We start from the raw sequence: 16,152 nt of genomic DNA, 5'->3' as shown, positions 1-16,152 counted from the left end.
CATCCCTCTCCTATTTGTATCCGGTCTTATTGTAACAAATAACAACATATTGTAGTTTGATTACAACATTTTTTCCCTAACTTTACATGTAGATTACATTGTAGCAATTTTTAAGACAAATAGCATTCCTGTCTGTATACTAAATCTATCAAGTTAAACAAGCCTTTAACAAACTTACATAGATGAATAGAAAAACAAAATTTCAGGGGGAAATGAACTATGAACGCAACGGTCGGTATTTTAAACGCAAGTCTAATGAGCATTCCATTATGGGCATCCATTTATGCAATTATTCAACTTTGCTTCTAAACAGATAAGATTAAATCGATATTTTCTAATCTACCAAAAAAAGGCCTAAAAGGCCTTTTTTTATTGAAAAAGATCAGAAGCAATGTTGCTTCCGATCTTATGCTTTAACTATTTCTATTTGCTACAAATAGTTGTACAACTTGAGGCCCATAACTATTACGTACCAGCTGAAGCTGCTCCTCGCTTGGTTGTTGCACTTCAACAGACAAGTTTTGTCGTTTTAGATAAGTCAATAATTTGCTGAATTCATGCTTACCGATTGTAGATATATTAATGTCATAGGTTTTACCATTGCGAAAAACCAACCGATTGATAATCGAAACAGTATTACTATTTGTATCGCCTAACACAGTTAAAACAGATTTCTTTAAATCTTTCCAATCCACTTTTTCTTTATCACCAACATTCCAAAATTTCGATTCCACTACCTCACGATCGGAAATATAAAAATAGGAATCCATGCTAAATATTTGGAGTGGTAACAAAATGACAAATAATATCGTATTCAGTGTTAGACACCACTTCTTCATTGTTTTACCTGAATCGTTGCCACGTTTTGTCAATAAATAGAAGTAAACCGCGATGGTACAAGCAAATAATGCAAAAAACAAGGTGCCAGGTTTTCCTTGAAAATAGAAAATTTTCATTTTATCGGTATAAATTAGCTTTTGTCCTGCTAAAAGTATTCCACCTAAAATAAGTGTTAATAGGAGGGAAGTGACAAGTCGAAAGCGATTATGGGTTTTTGTCTGGCTCATAAAAAAACTCCTTCCCTGACAAGTATAGTTATACATTTAACTATACTGTTTACTATCCCCCTATTGTTACACCTATTCATTACAAAATGAAAAAAATTCTTTTACAGATTTACTACATTCTGTGATCATTTTGAAATAGATCCTAATCTTCTTACATTTTTCATTTTTGTTCCTATGAATGTTTGGACACAAAATAGTTCATTTTTCTTTGGTAAATCCTTATAATAAGCATTGAGGTGACAAATCGGTGAATACTCCATTTCTATTATCCATTTTTTATCAATTTTTCTGGGTCTTATTGATCAGTTTAATGGCAATTGGTGGATATTTTATGTTCCGGAAATTCCTAAAAAGCTTACCAAAAGCAGATGGAAAATCTGAATTGGATTGGCAAAACCATTATATCCAAAAAACGCTACACCTATGGAATTCAGATCAAAAATTGTTACTAAATGACCTCGTATCCCCTGTACCTGAACTATTTCGGGATGTAGCAAAACAAAAGATAGCAGGGAAAATTGGAGAGATTGCACTCCAACATCATGCATCAAAAATGACAGAAGCCTACATCATTGAAGGATATATTTTAGCAACCCCAAAAAGAGATCACAAATGGCTTATTCAGACATTAAAAAAGAAAAACATCGATCTGAAACCTTATGAGCACTTGCTAGATTGATCAGCTTTATGGCATAATAGGTTACAGAATTAAAAAGTGGAATACCCAAGTACGGTCTTGTGGCCTCTTGTAAGTAGGTTCATCGATCCAGTTTCTTAGGATCCGCTTTTTAATACACAAAAGGAGGCCCAAGAATGAAGGGTAAAGTTAAATGGTTTAACGCAGAAAAAGGTTATGGTTTCATCGAACGTGAAGATGGTGGCGATGTATTCGTACACTTCTCCGCTATTCAAGGAGATGGCTTCAAAACTTTAGAAGAGGGCGAAGCTGTTGAATTTGAAATCGTTGATGGCGATCGTGGTCCTCAATCCGCAAATGTTGTTCGTGTAAACGGATAATCATTATATAAAGAAAAAGAAGCACAAATCTGTGCTTCTTTTTCTTTATGCATTATACTTGTATGGAAATAGAAAAATAGAAATGGCAGGAGGTTTATAATGAGTAAAAAACGGGTGGTATCTCAAATTATTCGATTTGCAACGAAATATGTTTTGCCGATTGTATTACGAAAATTGCGCAAGAGAAAAAGATACTAATCAAGCATTTTTTGAAGTGCTTCCGCTCCAATCATCCCTTCGTTAATGCCTAGCTCCCTAGCTGAATGAGTGACAGATTCCAATGGAGCTACAAGAAGCTCCTCTAACGTTTTTACACCTACGGCTCTACCCGCAACAATTTTTCTACTTGATAATCGGTCATTAAGTAATCCGACATCAAGTGCACCGCACATGATATAACCTATATTGGTAGTAATGGCAATCAATGTTGTTTTTGGCAATTTCACTTCTACACCAAGTACTGTTACCTCATCACCTATTGTTATTGGTTTTAATTCAATCAAAAGAAAACACTCCTTTCCTTGCTACCATATGTGCAATAGCGGAAAAGAGTGTTTTTTTAATGCAAGCGAGTGCTATCTGTAAAAGATTTGATTGTTTGCAATTTGCCGTCTTGCATCATTTTGATTTTCAGCATCTCCACTAAATAAATACCCAGCATTTGGGAAAGTTCGTCCATGCTCAATCCCTCTAGCAAACGAAGCAAATCCTCATGTGATTGTTCTTCGAGTAGGTTAAGTACAATAGAAATAGCATCTTCTTCGTTATCCTGAAGCTGATCACGGTACATGGAATATACTTCGTCAGCAAAACTCATGGAAAATCCTCCTCAAATTAGACATACTATGTAATAGGGGGAATCAATAATGAATACAAAAAACATTACAATTGTAGCAATGATCGCAGCTATTTATGTGCTACTTACTTATTTATTTGCGCCGCTTTCTTTTAACTACATCCAATTTCGGATATCTGAAGTACTTACAGTACTCCCATTTTTCACCCGACTAGCAATTCCTGGCTTATTTATCGGAACAATACTATCCAATTTGCTAAGCCCTGTCGGAATTTATGATGTGATATTCGGAAGTTTAGCAACACTCATTGCAGCTTATTTAACATCGAAAACAAAGAATCGATATCTTGCTCCACTACCACCTGTAATCGTCAATGCAGTCATTATCGGCGTATTACTTGGTGTTGTGGGTGGACTTCCTGTGAGCATCCCTTGGTTAATGTTATATGTTGGTATTGGAGAACTTGGTGTTTGTTATCTACTCGGAATACCTTTTATTTTCCTTCTTGAACGTTATCGTTCTGTTCTACCGTGGGGATCGAAGTAATCCAACGTTTTACCTTCGATCCTTCTCGCAAATCAGCAGACTGCAAACTATTAGCTAATACATACCGTAAGGGATCAGCAACATAATACTGGAGAACTTCTCCTTTGCTCATAAGTATGTATCCAATACCATACACAAACATGCTCACTGTAGCTATATGGTATATGTTATCATCTAATAGTTGATTTTCACCCATGTAGATTTGTTGTATTTTTTGGTAGGGGGGGTTTGTCGGATTATATTGAACCGTCATTCCAGAAATAGATAGGCCCCCCAACCACTTTCCTCGAAAACCGAATCCGTGGAGTTCCTTCATCGTATATTCTTCTAACAACGATTGCTCTAAAGTATGACGTATGTCTTTCCCCTTCATCGCTATTACAACTGGATTAATTGGATGCGGACACACTTTGTGCAGATCTTGTTTCGTAACCACTCCTGAAGGTAAGGAAAATAAAATTTGGCCGTTGTTCACCATGCCATATTCTACACCTGTCCATTTTACCAAACTATCAGCCAATAAATTTGGCAATCGCGTTTCTTCTTGCAACTTTACGTCCAACTGTTCGTCTATATTGGCTATTGGCTGTGTTAAATGCTCCACTGCCTTTTGTTGATATTGTTCTAATAAAGACAATATTCGATAACTTGGCTCCTCTTTCTCTAATGAATAAGCACCGCCTTCTACCCGAAGCAACTTCCCATTATCGTTGCAAATTAATTGCAAGTGACCGATATATGCACCAAATTTACCTGCCGCTGATAAAGTCGTCAGACCCCTTCTTTCAGGTGTTTCTATCAAGTGATGGGTATGACCACCCATGATGACATCAATACCCTCTATTTCTTCTGCCATTTTTACATCACTTGGATAGCCTAGATGGGATAAAACCAAAATCAGATACCCTTTCGCCCGCAATTGTTCTGTTAGCGTTCGAATACGTCCAAAAGGATCGTTCACTTTCCATCCAAGTGACTCGTATAAATCTTGAAAACAAACAGTCACTCCAATCAAAGCGAGTTTGACCCCATCGGTTTCATAAAGTTGGTAAGGAGGAAAAAGAGCATCTTCTACATTGCTACAGATTACTTGAAAAGAAGAGTTCGTATATATCGCAGACAAATCACGGTGAGAGAACGTAAGCAATTCATTGTTACCTAGTGTAACAACATCATACTCTGACATCTCCAAAATAGCTTTATTTACTAAACCATCCGTACCCTCCGTTTCCCAACTTGCTCGATCCAAATGGTCTCCAATATCTACTAAAAAACCTGTTTCGCCATTACTCTCCCACTTTTTTCTTTCTCTGCATACATAGGTATCTATCTGTGCAGCTGCCTCTAAATGGCTGTGTACATCATTTGTATGAATGAGATGTATTCGCTTCATATCGATCCTCTCTCTACATAAGATGTGTTCCGTCCAATATCATCTTAATGGCTACTACAAATAGGGTAAATCGAAAAATAATTAATAGGAATCCGCTGCTCATTTTTTGAGATAAAAATGCTCCTAATCGTCCACCAATCCAAGAACCGGGTGCAATTAAAACAAATGCTAACCAAGATATATGATCTTGCAAAACATGAGTAACACTCCCTGTAATAGAGGAAAGAAAGATGACAAACATGGATGTGGCCGTTGCGACTAAAGGGGGGAATCCAAAAACGATCAACATCATGGGTACGAGCATAGCCCCTCCGCCAATTCCAAACAAGCTAGAAATGATGCCGATTCCAAAGGAAACAAAGATCGCAGTTGGAGGGTGAAAATGGTATATAAAACTCTCACCAGATGAATCTACATAAGTTCTTTGAATCTCATTTGTAAACCTTATTGGTTTTAATTTTTTTTGAAACAACATGAGTGAAAATAAAAACAGCAAAAACAACCCAAAACCGACCATAAATGCATCAACTGAAAAATAAGAAGAAAAGGTTGCTCCAAGCAAAGAACCAGGGCCTGCTCCAACAAAAAATAATAGTCCGCTACGGTAATCTATCCTTTTTTGTTTGTGAAATGCAATAATAGAAGAGATAGCCGTAACCATTACAACCAACAGTGAAGTTCCTGCTGCCAGTTGTGGAGTTATGGTTGACAGACTCATAAAAACAGCAGCCAAATACAAAAGGCTGGGAACAATAATTATTCCGCCGCCAATACCTACTAAACTACCTAATGTACCAGCAAATAAGCCAATCGAAAATAAAAGAACCATTTCCATGCCTATCATTATATGTACTCCCTAAAATAACTCTGTTTATCTTGATGCAAAGCGAGACTAGGAGCAAAGCGACATAGCGAGGCTTGTGCCCTAATCTGAGGTGCATAGTGAGACTTGTACCCTCACGCCGAGTCACACACGAATAGAAACCGTTAATGGATTTGCCTGACTCAAAGCCTAAAATAATTCGGATTGTCTTGGTGCTAAATTTGTATAGGAGATCCCGTATTTTTGAATGAATTGTTTGGCGTTGTCCACTGCATCTCCTTTGGAGTTGTTATTAAAGAGTAAAATCATTTGGTTTGTTTCTTTCATCATGTGCTTAACTCTCTCTACCCATTCATCCAGTTCATCTGATGAATATCGATAAGCATATCGTACATCCCGCCAGTTTGGATTTTTCGAATCACTCCATCCATTTATATTTCGTCCATGAAATCGAACAAGTACATGATTCTGGTTCGTAACCTTTGTTATAATGGGAACGGACCCAACAGGAACTTGTGGTTCATCGCAAACAACATGAACCAGATTTTCGCTTGCCAAAAAAGAGAGCGTTTTTTCATGATAAACAGAGGAAAACCAGCTTTGATGGCGAAATTCGATTGCGATTGGATAATCGGCAAAAGCATGTCGAACCTTCTGGATATATCTCACATGTGATTCTTTGCAATCATACCAAGGAGGAAATTGAAAGAGCAGAAGGGATAACTTGCCAGTTTGCCGTAAAGGTAACAGACTTGCTTTGGTTTCTTCCACAAGTTCAGACCAAGTTCGCTCTGGTGCTTTTTCAGTTCGTCCATGACCTGTTAACTCTCTGTATGCTTTCACTACAAATCGAAATGTATCGGGAGTTGATTTTACCCATCGATCCATGCGATCAGCAGGTGCAATCGCATAAAAAGTGCTATCGATTTCCACTACAGGGAAATGGCCTGCATATACGGATAATTTATCCGCAGCTTTGGTACCAGGTGGATAAATATCATGGTCACCCCAACCACAAACGCCGACAAGAATAGAACTCATGATGGTTGCCTCACTAGTTAAAAAGTTATTTTTATTCTATCACAGGAATGTAAGAAAGGAGCGACAAAGATTGGGGGTATCCCACCATTTATCGATTCATAGCAAGGTAATTTCGGAATTAACCGCATATTGCTATGAACAACTTCCTGCTGAAGGTTATGGTTTTTTGGCAGGAGCCGGCCGAGAAATAACCCATTTTTTCCCTTTGAAAATTTTGGATCCTTCTCCCTGCTCCTTTGGTTATTTACCTGAGGTATACTGGGAAACGATGAAGCAGATAAGGTCTCATCAATTAGGTTGTCTTGGAATCATACATACTCATCCACATTTGCCTGCATATCCATCAAAATCAGACGCAAAATATTGGGAAAGGCCCGAACTAAGCTGTTGGATTCTTTCCTTTCGTGAAGCCCAAAAAAAATTAAGTGCATTTCAAATACAAAGCGGGGAAATCAACCCACTTATCTATGAAATCATCTACTAGGAGCTCATCATGTCTATCTCACTACATACCGATAAATATCAACTTACGATGATGTACGCACATTGGAAAAATGGAACTCATACCCATCGCCGTTCGTTTGAACTATTTTTTCGATCGCTTCCTTTTGGCAATGGATACGCTGTATTCGCAGGACTGGAACGAGCAGTAGAATATCTGGAGCATCTCCAATTTACGGAAGAAGATATCGATTATCTACAAATAAACTGCCCAGATTTTGAAGCTGATTTTTTTGATTACTTGAGACAGTTTCGTTTTCAAGCAGATGTCGATGCACTTACAGAAGGGGCCATTGTATTTGCTGAGGAGCCTCTTCTTCGGTTAGATGGGACCATTTTTGAACTGCACCTCGTAGAGACAGCACTTTTAAATTTTATCGGCTATCAGACTTTAGTAGCTACAAAAGCAGCTCGTATTCGTCATATTGCCCCACACGACACCTTAATGGAATTTGGTAGCAGACGCGCACAAGAGCAAGATGCCGCACTATGGGGAGCGAGAGCCACTTATCTTGCTGGTTTTGATGCCACTTCCAATTTGCTTGCAGGGCAACGATTCGATATCCCTACGAGTGGAACACATGCTCATGCTTGGGTTCAAGATTTCCCAAGCGAATTAGAAGCATTTCGTGCATATGCCTTCGCTTTTCCTAATTCATCTGTGTTACTGGTAGACACATACGATACATTACGCAGTGGTGTCCCACATGCGATTCAAGTGGGACTGGAACTTCGCGAAAAAGGACATGAATTGGTAGGGATACGCCTCGATAGCGGGGATCTAGCATACTTGTCCAAACAAGCCCGCAGTATGCTCGATGAAGCAGGTCTCACTTCTACAAAAATTATTGCTAGTAGTGATTTAGATGAGGAAACGATTTTAAATCTCAAGCAACAAGGGGCAAAAATTGATGGCTGGGGTGTTGGTACCAAACTCATCACGGCCTATGATCAACCAGCACTAGGGGCTGTGTACAAAATGGTAGCAAAAGAAAACGATGGTACATGGGAACCAACCATCAAAATTTCTTCTAACCCTGCCAAAATATCGACCCCGGGCCGAAAAACGATCTTCCGAATCATCGATAGAGAAACTGGCAAAGCAAAAGGAGACTGGATTGCTTCTTATGAACAATTGCTCAAAGAAGAAGAGCCACTCACCTTATTTCATCCAGACCATCCCTACAAACAAAAAATCGTCACCAACTATCTTGCGATTCCTCTGCTTCAACCATTGCTTCGACAAGGAAAATTGGTCACTTCCTTACCAACGCTAGCGGAGAGTCGTAAATACCATCAAGAACAAATCCAATTGTTTTGGGACGAGCAATTGCGCATCCTAAATCCAGAAGAATATCATGTGGATTTATCCAAGCAGCTTTGGGAACAAAAACAAGCAATGATTGAAAGTATATATACGGAAGTACATCGATAGAAAAAAGGCTAATGCGATATGGCATTAGCCTTTTTTATTTATATGGGATCTCATTGTATGCTGGTGCCCCGGGTTGGAGCACGCTCTTTCGAGGCTCGACAATACGGGACAGTGTGACCCTCAGGTCACTTGACGACGTCGCTGGTGATCGGGACTCCCTCGTACTCCGACTCGGGAATGTTGTCCGTACGCTCGGGGACGGTCGGGGACGGCTTGGCCGGCTGGGTCACAGCCGGGTTCCGGTTCCCTTCGGGAGCCTGGGTGGCCTGGTTGGCCAGGTAGAGGTTGGAGAGGAAGCTCGACACCATCAGCAGGATGCCGACGCCCACGCCGATCAGAACCTTCTTGCAGCGGGACATCTTCTTGCCCTTCTTGTCCGTGGTGGACTTCTTCTCAACAGAAAACTGGTCCATGGCGGATTCCTTCATCTCTAAACCGACGACGTTGATTACCTTTATTTTATAAGATTTGCTCCCTTCTTACTAGTAACAATAAAAGAAAATTTATAGCCGAATTTGTCGATTTTCTTTATACTTAGAGATAACAAAACAATGTTTGTCATTAATTGTTATTTTCAATTTACGGATAGAGGGGAAATACGATGAATAAAAAAATCCTCGTTCTCATTATTGGTGTTGGTGTTTTAGGACTATTTCTGCTTTCTTGGATATTCGCAGATGACGAAGAACAAAAACCGCAGACGAACAATCCACCTGTTACAAGTGACACTCCTTCCCAAGAAGAAATCGAAGCCAAAGGGAATGTAAATAGTGAGGATCTGAGTCAAAGCAAAAATAATTCGATCAAAGCATTTGCTCGCGATTTTACTACAAAATACCTAACTTATAATCCAAGTAAACCTACCGCACATATTGAAAGCGTCAAAAATCTCATGTCTCCCGAGCTATATAACGAACAAATGGCATTATTTAAAAATGGTTCTCCGACGATTACCAATATTGAAATTCGCAAAATTTATATTACTGATATTTATGTAGGTTACAAACATGATAATCTTACGGTACCGATTGATGTGACACTAACAACTAAACAAGGACAAAAAGTAGATACAACTTATATATATATTTACAACATCATCCCAGATGGTACGGGTTGGAAAGTGGTGGGGATACACGATGAGTCAGTCATCCACGAGTAGGACAGTTAGCAGCATATTTTTGGTCGCCGCTGTAATTGGTACCATAGGTGTAATAGCCTCTCTTGTCATAATGGTACTAGGGGGCAACAACACATGAGTAAAACAATTAGCAGCATATCTGTATTTCTCGTCGGCATTGTAATTACTTTGATAGGTACATTATCCTTTTTCGTCATCATATTACTTGGGAACAACAACAACTATAACAAACCCGACGAAGCACCTGAACAAAAAGATATACCTTTCCAAGCAATGTACCAAGAAATAGCGGCTAAATACCCCAGTGTTCCGTGGAATATACTAGCAGCAGTACACCAGTTATCTCCTGAATATGAAACCCATATGAAAGCACTTAATACTGGAGCAGAAGTATCTTTAAAAGATAAAGATCCAACAGTCTTAAAAATTATCAACGATTGGTCGAAAAAACGTAATCTAGACGCCGTTTTAGTCGCAGCTCTTATTCAAGCAGAGAGTAGTTGGAATAGAACTTCCAACTCAGGAGCGGTCTCCGATTGCGGGGTAGGAGCTAGGGGATATATGCAAGTTATGCCTTGTAACTTTAGCTCCATGGGATACAATGCAGATCGTGATGGATTTGATCCAAACATCAATATTGAAGTAGGTACAAAAGTTCTTGCGGATTGTTTTAGAATGTTCAAAGAAACAAGAAAGGCTTTAATGTGCTACAACGGCGGACCAGGCGGGGTCTCCAATCCATACTCAGAAACAGTGAAATACCCAGGAAGAGTATTGGGATACTACGAACAGTATAAAAAAGAAAACCAAGTTACACCTGTCGAGAAACCACAGGAACCAGATAATAAAGTTGACTTGGTTGTTACGATGGATACAGTGAAAAAATGGCTGGATGCAAAAGCAAAACAAATAGCAGAACAATACCGTCTTCAATCGGATAGCTCTAGAAGTTCGGGACAATGTGTCAAAACAGCACAAGAGAAAAAAGAAAAAAAGAGTATGACGATTGGGACATTTTCTTTCCCTCTCAGCTGCGCAATTTTTTACACCGCTCCAGACAAGTATACAAGCAGTGATGATGTTACATGGGATTACGTACAAAAAGTCGAAGTAAGAGCAAGTGAAATCCTTGGAGGAGGAGATGGAACCGTACAGTTTGGTAATTTGATAATGGCTGGTGGAACTCTGCCAATGCCCACTACAACAAAGGTAACCATACCAGGTGGAGGTTCACGCTTTGGATGCCGAGTCCACCCTGTTACAGGTAAAATAAAATTCCATTATGGTGTAGATATGCCAATTCCGACAGGCTCTGCTGTTGTGTCTGTAGCAGATGGTACTGTTGTAGAACATACCATTGATGGATTAATTGGAAACGCATTGGTAGTGGATCATGGACCTATGGTCTTTAATGTAAATGGAGCATCAACAACAAAAGATTTTCGATCCAGATATTTGCATATGATCTCTGTTAATGTCAAGAAAGGACAGAAAGTAATTAAAGGTCAAGTAATTGCAAAATCTGGTGGTGCTCAAGGAATCGTCTACAGTACAGGGGCTCATTTGCACTTTGAAGTCTATTTCAAAAATCCCGGTCAAAAGGAATACGAAATAGGGAACCCTTATCCACTCTTAACAGGTCAAAACGATAGCCCAAATATGAGTTGTAATCATCGCTAAGAAAAACCCGATCCATAGAGGATCGGGTTTTCATTTAAAATTTTTAAAACTATATCTTTTTATAATAAATTTAATTATAATGAGATTAGTCTTATTCTTCTACAGAAAGTATCTTTTTCTCTTGATTTCGTAACTTTATGAGCTGATACACATGGCTCACCACTACTTTCAAAACTGCATACGTCGGGATGGCGAGCAGCATGCCTAAAAAGCCTGCAAGGCTCCCTGCAACAAGTAACAGCAGAATGATTGTCAGTGGATGTACATTTAAGTTTTTTCCCATGACCCTAGGTGTAACGAAGTTTCCTTCCACCTGCTGGGCAATCACTGCAACGATTAATACTTTGAGAATCATGGAAGGAGAGTGGATCGAAGCGACGATAGCAGCTGGTACTAGTCCAATCAGCGGTCCAATATAAGGTATGACATTGACAAACATTGCAAAAATCGCAAGCAATAAGGCATATGGCATTCCAATAATGAGATAACCGATGAACACAATCAATCCGATTGTAATGGCTACTAGAACTTGACCTTTGATATAAGAACTAAGAGCATGATTGAGATCATGTAAGATCGATACCCCATGCTCACGCTCACGTTCTGGCAAGATTCGAAGCATATATGGCGCCGCTTTTTCTCCCTCTTTTAACATGTAATACAAAATAAATGGAACAGTCACGAACACAAGAATGATGTTCGTTATAATACCAAAAAAACCGGCTAAGTTTGTACCAATGGTCGTGTAACTCGTTTTTAAATAATTGATGACGCTGTCGGAAATCACATTCCAATCCACATACTTATTTACCCATGGATTATGGTTTAATTCAATGAATTGCTTCTTCGCAGTCTCTAGCATACTAGGAAAATTACTGATGAGCGCTTCAAATTGATTTCCAAGAACGGGTCCAATAGAGAATCCTAATAAAACAAAGGCTCCAACAATCACTGCATAAATAAGCAAAATCGAGATTCCTTTTGGGATTTTAAATCGAACCATAAACGCGACAATGGGGCGAAACAGATAAAACAGTACACCTGAGATCAAAAATGGAAAAAACAAAGTTTGTACGAAGACAACAATAGGACGAAAAACAAAACTTACTTTACTTCCAAGTAAAACGATCAGAAGCAAGAAAATGATGGCATATAATGTTCGGAAAAACTTAGTTTGTGGCAACTTCTACCATCCTTTCGATCGAAACATCCATTCATTTTTAGATTTATCTTAACACAAAGCAAAGAAATCTTGATAAATATCTTACTTTTTGGGTTCAAAATAGGTTTTTGCAATCAATTGTAGAAGAATAGTCACTATTTGACCTCAATAGAAAGAGGATTTCCGAACAAAGAGAAGAAATAACCTAAGCACTCATCCAAGCCTTGATCATAAGTCTCGCTTTGCACCAAGACAATTCGAATTTTTTAGGCTATGAGTTAATAAATCTTTTAACCATTTCTATTTGGGAGCTTGGGATAAGGGCACAAGTCTCGCTACGTCGCTCTGCTCCTAGTCTCGCTTTGTAGGTTTCTTTTCTTCTGACATGGCTGCATTTATATTTCCTCCAATAATAAGTACCAAAGAGGATATATAAAACCAACCTGTCAGAATAATGATTCCTCCTAAGTTTCCATAAACAAGTGAATAATTGTTAAAGGATGCATAGTAGGAAAATGCAAAAGAACTAAGTTGCCATCCAATTGTCGCAAATATAGCACCTGGTAATGCTTTGACCAATGGTACTTTTGTATGTGGTGCCATAACATAAAGACTTAGCAGTACAACAAACACCAAAGCACTGCTGATAAACCACCGAACATAGATCCATAGATGAACAAACCAAGCAGATAGAGTAATCTTACCTAAAAAATAACTAGCCAAAATTTGTCCGAATACGGATAATCCAAGACTGACTAAAAGTCCTGCAAGAATTCCGAACATGAGGAAAAAGCCCAAAAGTGCTGCTTTCCAAAAACTTCGATTATCTTTGACATCATACGCTTGGTCCAAACTGCGAATAATCGATTGAAAGGCAAGTGATGCTGTATAAAGGGTTGTAATAATACTAAAAGAGAGCAGCCCTCCATTTTGCTCATCTAAAATACTAACCAAATTACTTTCAATTAAATGATAGGTGCTGGCGGGAATGACTGGTTTTAATACGGACAGTACATTTTCACTACTATAAGGTAAATATCCGATCAACGTCACAGCAAGTAATAGAAATGGAAAAAAGGATAGTAAAATATAGTAGGAAAGTTGTGCAGCAGTATCAAAAACTTGATTATCCCTTACTCGGTAAATTATGGTTTTTAATAAATGTACCAAAAGTCTTACCTCCAGTTTCTCTCATCTTCAATATTGACTGAAACACCGCACGTTAATCTTTTGAAATCTGTGTAATATTTTTAAAACTCGGTTTTCTTTTGTTTTATAAAAGTTTAATATATTTATGTCCAAACTTTTCCGTTGAGGTGATAAAAATGAAAACACTAGCTCTACATGAAATGGGGGAAGTGATACGTAAAGTTCGTAAAGAACGCGGTCTGCGCTTAGAAGACTTAGCAGACGAAAACATTTCCCCAGCAACTGTAAGTAATATCGAACGGGGAGTAGCACATGTCAGCCCCGAAAAAGTAACTTATTTACTTGAAAAATTAGAATTACCAATGAGCAAATTACCTGAAATGCTTGTACAAGAACAAGTAGAATTAAAAAGAGTAAAATTTGCCTTATTAACCATCTCTACTCTCCGTCAAATCGGATATGTAGATGATGCTCTAGCTAAATTAGAAGATTTGAAGTTAGATGATAGCCATCCTTATATCGCTCATGCCTACTTCTACAAAGGCAAATGCTATATGGCCAAAAAGAAATGGAAACAAGCAGAACGTTCTTTTTACAATGCACTTCGTAGTGCACAACAAAATGCATACCATGAAAACAATATGGAAGCAGCTAGCTACCTTTTACTCGGAGTTTGTAGCAACCATCAAGGTAATTTGGATCAAGCACTAGAATATATCAATGATGGTCTTCTTGCATTTTATGAAGAAGGTGAAATGCAACACGTAAAACATCTTCTGCACAAACACAAAGGAATCATGCTACAAAAACTTGGTCGCGTTACAGAAGCCATGCAATTGGTACAAGATTCTTGGCACCTCTTAAATGAATTGGACGATATTGAAACTACCTTAGGCTTCTATTGGCTGAGATCCGAATTATCTCGTCGAACAGGCCTCGTTGAAGAAGCGATTGAATATGCAGTTGAAGGTATTGATATCGCAAGACGCAACAAACAATACAGTGCCATGTTTGATTTGTGGATTGTACTTGGAACTATCTATACTGCACAAAAAGATTGGGAGATGGCAGAAACTGCTTTCCTCATGGCTCGAAAATTGGAAGAAAAAATACCAATTGACCAACGTTGGGTCATGGTTTACAGCCGTACAGGTGTCCTCTACTTAAAACAAAACAAATTGGCAGAAGCATTCGAATACTTCCAGCATGCCATTCGCTATGCAACAAAATTTCAAGATGCTCCCCAGTTGATTTCCAATTTAGTACTAACTGGTGAACTTTGTCAAATGATGAATGATACAAATAAAGCAATTCATTTCTTTGAACAAGGGATAGAAATAGCTCAAAAATACCAGTATAGAGATATGGAATGGAAAATCTGGTATAACCTTGCCGGCTGCTTTAATGGACAAGATGAAGAGAAATTCCAACATTGCATGCGTAAAACCTATGAATTAAAAGAAACTTTACTAGATAATCCTACCGATCTAGGCTTGGCGAACTAATCTATTTTGCTATTAAAAAGAACTCCTTTTGGAGTTCTAACTTTTTTGTTAAAAAAAATAATGCCAAACCTTCAATTAAAAATAATCCTGCCCAGGATTATTTTTAATTTTATCTTTTGTATTCAGTGATATATTTAGAAGCTTCCCTGAAAAATATCCATCACTCCATAGTCTTGAAACCCCAGTGACAGATAGACATTTTTACCCTTCTCTGTCGATTGTAGAATGACAATTTCATTTGGATCAATCTTATGACAAATCAATTCATGAAGAAGAGTACTTGCTAGTCCTTTTTTTCGCTCTTCTTCTATTGTAGCAACCAAATAAATTCCACAAACTCCATTCTCGGGTCGAAATAAAAGAGTAGTGACAGCAGGCTTTTGATCAATATATCCTATATAAAATTCAAAGTCTGTCAATGATAGCAAACTGTTTGTAAATGTTTTTAAATATAAACTCTGTTGCTCATCTATAAATCGATATACACTTGATGCAGTAGAGATCCATACTTTTAAGTCCTCTAAATTCTCTACTTTTCTGTATGCAAAATTAGGTTGAAAACGTATTTCTTTTAATCTTGATCGCTCTAAAGCCATACAAGTGAGTATCTTCGTCTTGGAAAAAGATTGTCTCTTTAAAAAAGAAGCTAAACTTTTGGTTTGAGTGGATGGATTTAAAATCCATTCCCATTTTCCACCTACTTGCTTCAAAATACTCATCGTTTCCGTTAATTCTTTTTCGCATTCTATCTGAGAATAAAGCACTCGTTGCATACTTGGTAATGCAATCCATCTCAATTGAGATCTTTCCTCAAAACGAATACCATCATTCATTTTAAACTTCATCCAAAATTGCGAGAAATTGTTTTCTATCTTTTCAAGTATCAGATTATGCATGT

At 38.2% G+C, this 16,152-nt stretch carries 18 protein-coding genes; 8 read left to right on the top strand and 10 right to left on the bottom strand.

Going from position 1 to position 16,152, the window contains the following annotated elements:
• Positions 1–413: 413 nt before the first annotated feature.
• Entirely contained in the window at positions 414–1,067 is a 654-nt protein-coding gene (locus tag A3GQ_RS0109175; protein ID WP_028776795.1) for a hypothetical protein, read from the bottom strand.
• A gap of 247 nt (positions 1,068–1,314) precedes the next feature.
• Here A3GQ_RS0109175 and A3GQ_RS0109170 point away from each other — a divergent pair, with 247 nt between their 5' ends.
• A complete protein-coding gene (locus tag A3GQ_RS0109170) occupies positions 1,315–1,746 on the top strand; it encodes a DUF2621 family protein (protein ID WP_028776794.1) in 432 nt (143 codons plus the stop codon).
• Positions 1,747–1,880: 134 nt separating this feature from the next.
• Positions 1,881–2,084, top strand: a complete 204-nt coding sequence (locus A3GQ_RS0109165) for a cold shock domain-containing protein (protein ID WP_028776793.1) — start codon at positions 1,881–1,883, stop codon at positions 2,082–2,084.
• Between the two features lie 194 nt (positions 2,085–2,278).
• On the opposite strand, the gene A3GQ_RS0109155 is transcribed toward A3GQ_RS0109165, so the two are convergent.
• Both A3GQ_RS0109155 and A3GQ_RS0109150 read right to left on the bottom strand, forming a co-directional pair.
• On the bottom strand, positions 2,279–2,587 hold the full coding sequence (locus A3GQ_RS0109155; RefSeq protein WP_028776792.1) for a YunC family protein: 309 nt from the start codon (positions 2,585–2,587) through the stop codon (positions 2,279–2,281).
• Positions 2,588–2,643: 56 nt separating this feature from the next.
• Positions 2,644–2,901, bottom strand: coding sequence for a DUF6154 family protein (locus A3GQ_RS0109150; RefSeq protein ID WP_028776791.1), 258 nt, complete (start codon positions 2,899–2,901; stop codon positions 2,644–2,646).
• A gap of 49 nt (positions 2,902–2,950) precedes the next feature.
• Between A3GQ_RS0109150 and A3GQ_RS0109145 the strand changes: the two genes are divergently transcribed.
• Positions 2,951–3,427, top strand: coding sequence for a QueT transporter family protein (locus A3GQ_RS0109145; protein ID WP_028776790.1), 477 nt, complete (start codon positions 2,951–2,953; stop codon positions 3,425–3,427).
• On the opposite strand, the gene A3GQ_RS23900 is transcribed toward A3GQ_RS0109145, so the two are convergent.
• From A3GQ_RS23900 to A3GQ_RS0109130, 3 genes are all read right to left on the bottom strand, one after another.
• Positions 3,375–4,820 carry a bifunctional metallophosphatase/5'-nucleotidase gene (locus A3GQ_RS23900; protein WP_051271485.1) on the bottom strand — a complete coding sequence of 482 codons (1,446 nt, stop codon included), beginning with the start codon at positions 4,818–4,820 and terminating at the stop codon, positions 3,375–3,377. The two genes, A3GQ_RS0109145 and A3GQ_RS23900, sit on opposite strands and share 53 nt — an antisense overlap.
• A 13-nt stretch (positions 4,821–4,833) precedes the next feature.
• Positions 4,834–5,664 (bottom strand): sulfite exporter TauE/SafE family protein, encoded by an 831-nt coding sequence (locus A3GQ_RS0109135; protein ID WP_051271482.1) that lies wholly within the window; start codon positions 5,662–5,664, stop codon positions 4,834–4,836.
• Between the two features lie 168 nt (positions 5,665–5,832).
• Entirely contained in the window at positions 5,833–6,684 is an 852-nt protein-coding gene (locus tag A3GQ_RS0109130) for a DUF72 domain-containing protein (RefSeq protein WP_028776788.1), read from the bottom strand.
• 70 nt (positions 6,685–6,754) lie between these two features.
• On the opposite strand from A3GQ_RS0109130, the gene A3GQ_RS0109125 reads away from it, so the two are divergent.
• The gene (locus A3GQ_RS0109125; protein ID WP_028776787.1) at positions 6,755–7,168 is read left to right on the top strand and encodes a M67 family metallopeptidase; all 414 of its coding nucleotides are present in this window, start codon (positions 6,755–6,757) and stop codon (positions 7,166–7,168) included.
• Between the two features lie 9 nt (positions 7,169–7,177).
• Complete coding sequence (locus A3GQ_RS0109120; RefSeq protein WP_037464480.1) at positions 7,178–8,620, top strand: nicotinate phosphoribosyltransferase; 1,443 nt, start codon at positions 7,178–7,180, stop codon at positions 8,618–8,620.
• Between the two features lie 125 nt (positions 8,621–8,745).
• Here A3GQ_RS0109120 and A3GQ_RS26870 read toward each other — a convergent pair whose 3' ends face one another.
• Complete coding sequence (locus A3GQ_RS26870) at positions 8,746–9,033, bottom strand: hypothetical protein (RefSeq protein WP_169818273.1); 288 nt, start codon at positions 9,031–9,033, stop codon at positions 8,746–8,748.
• 188 nt (positions 9,034–9,221) lie between these two features.
• Here A3GQ_RS26870 and A3GQ_RS0109110 point away from each other — a divergent pair, with 188 nt between their 5' ends.
• Together A3GQ_RS0109110 and A3GQ_RS25650 are read left to right on the top strand one after the other, a co-directional pair.
• Positions 9,222–9,779 (top strand): hypothetical protein, encoded by a 558-nt coding sequence (locus A3GQ_RS0109110; RefSeq protein ID WP_028776784.1) that lies wholly within the window; start codon positions 9,222–9,224, stop codon positions 9,777–9,779.
• A gap of 93 nt (positions 9,780–9,872) precedes the next feature.
• Complete coding sequence (locus tag A3GQ_RS25650; RefSeq protein WP_028776783.1) at positions 9,873–11,438, top strand: transglycosylase SLT domain-containing protein; 1,566 nt, start codon at positions 9,873–9,875, stop codon at positions 11,436–11,438.
• A gap of 91 nt (positions 11,439–11,529) precedes the next feature.
• Here A3GQ_RS25650 and A3GQ_RS0109100 read toward each other — a convergent pair whose 3' ends face one another.
• Positions 11,530–12,621, bottom strand: a complete 1,092-nt coding sequence (locus tag A3GQ_RS0109100; RefSeq protein ID WP_028776782.1) for an AI-2E family transporter — start codon at positions 12,619–12,621, stop codon at positions 11,530–11,532.
• 330 nt (positions 12,622–12,951) lie between these two features.
• Entirely contained in the window at positions 12,952–13,770 is an 819-nt protein-coding gene (locus A3GQ_RS0109095) for a YihY/virulence factor BrkB family protein (protein WP_051271479.1), read from the bottom strand.
• Between the two features lie 155 nt (positions 13,771–13,925).
• Between A3GQ_RS0109095 and A3GQ_RS0109090 the strand changes: the two genes are divergently transcribed.
• Entirely contained in the window at positions 13,926–15,254 is a 1,329-nt protein-coding gene (locus tag A3GQ_RS0109090) for a helix-turn-helix domain-containing protein (protein WP_028776780.1), read from the top strand.
• Positions 15,255–15,388: 134 nt separating this feature from the next.
• Here the strand turns inward: A3GQ_RS0109090 and A3GQ_RS0109085 are convergent, their stop codons facing one another.
• Complete coding sequence (locus A3GQ_RS0109085) at positions 15,389–16,150, bottom strand: GNAT family N-acetyltransferase (protein ID WP_028776779.1); 762 nt, start codon at positions 16,148–16,150, stop codon at positions 15,389–15,391.
• Between the last annotated feature and the right edge of the window lie 2 nt (positions 16,151–16,152).

Origin of the sequence: Shimazuella kribbensis DSM 45090, assembly GCF_000428065.1 — a bacterium.
GTDB lineage: Bacteria > Bacillota > Bacilli > Thermoactinomycetales > Thermoactinomycetaceae > Shimazuella > Shimazuella kribbensis.
This window is presented reverse-complemented; position numbering and strand designations above follow the sequence as displayed.

Coding starts and splice junctions, on each gene's coding strand:
- A3GQ_RS0109175 (WP_028776795.1), bottom strand. CDS start 1,067: ATGAGCCAGACAAAAACCCATAATCGCTTTCGACTTGTCACTTCCCTC.
- A3GQ_RS0109165 (WP_028776793.1), top strand. CDS start 1,881: ATGAAGGGTAAAGTTAAATGGTTTAACGCAGAAAAAGGTTATGGTTTC.
- A3GQ_RS0109150 (WP_028776791.1), bottom strand. CDS start 2,901: ATGAGTTTTGCTGACGAAGTATATTCCATGTACCGTGATCAGCTTCAG.
- A3GQ_RS0109145 (WP_028776790.1), top strand. CDS start 2,951: ATGAATACAAAAAACATTACAATTGTAGCAATGATCGCAGCTATTTAT.
- A3GQ_RS23900 (WP_051271485.1), bottom strand. CDS start 4,820: ATGAAGCGAATACATCTCATTCATACAAATGATGTACACAGCCATTTA.
- A3GQ_RS0109135 (WP_051271482.1), bottom strand. CDS start 5,664: ATGATAGGCATGGAAATGGTTCTTTTATTTTCGATTGGCTTATTTGCT.
- A3GQ_RS0109130 (WP_028776788.1), bottom strand. CDS start 6,684: ATGAGTTCTATTCTTGTCGGCGTTTGTGGTTGGGGTGACCATGATATT.
- A3GQ_RS0109120 (WP_037464480.1), top strand. CDS start 7,178: ATGTCTATCTCACTACATACCGATAAATATCAACTTACGATGATGTAC.
- A3GQ_RS26870 (WP_169818273.1), bottom strand. CDS start 9,033: ATGGACCAGTTTTCTGTTGAGAAGAAGTCCACCACGGACAAGAAGGGC.
- A3GQ_RS0109110 (WP_028776784.1), top strand. CDS start 9,222: ATGAATAAAAAAATCCTCGTTCTCATTATTGGTGTTGGTGTTTTAGGA.
- A3GQ_RS25650 (WP_028776783.1), top strand. CDS start 9,873: ATGAGTAAAACAATTAGCAGCATATCTGTATTTCTCGTCGGCATTGTA.
- A3GQ_RS0109090 (WP_028776780.1), top strand. CDS start 13,926: ATGAAAACACTAGCTCTACATGAAATGGGGGAAGTGATACGTAAAGTT.
- A3GQ_RS0109085 (WP_028776779.1), bottom strand. CDS start 16,150: ATGCATAATCTGATACTTGAAAAGATAGAAAACAATTTCTCGCAATTT.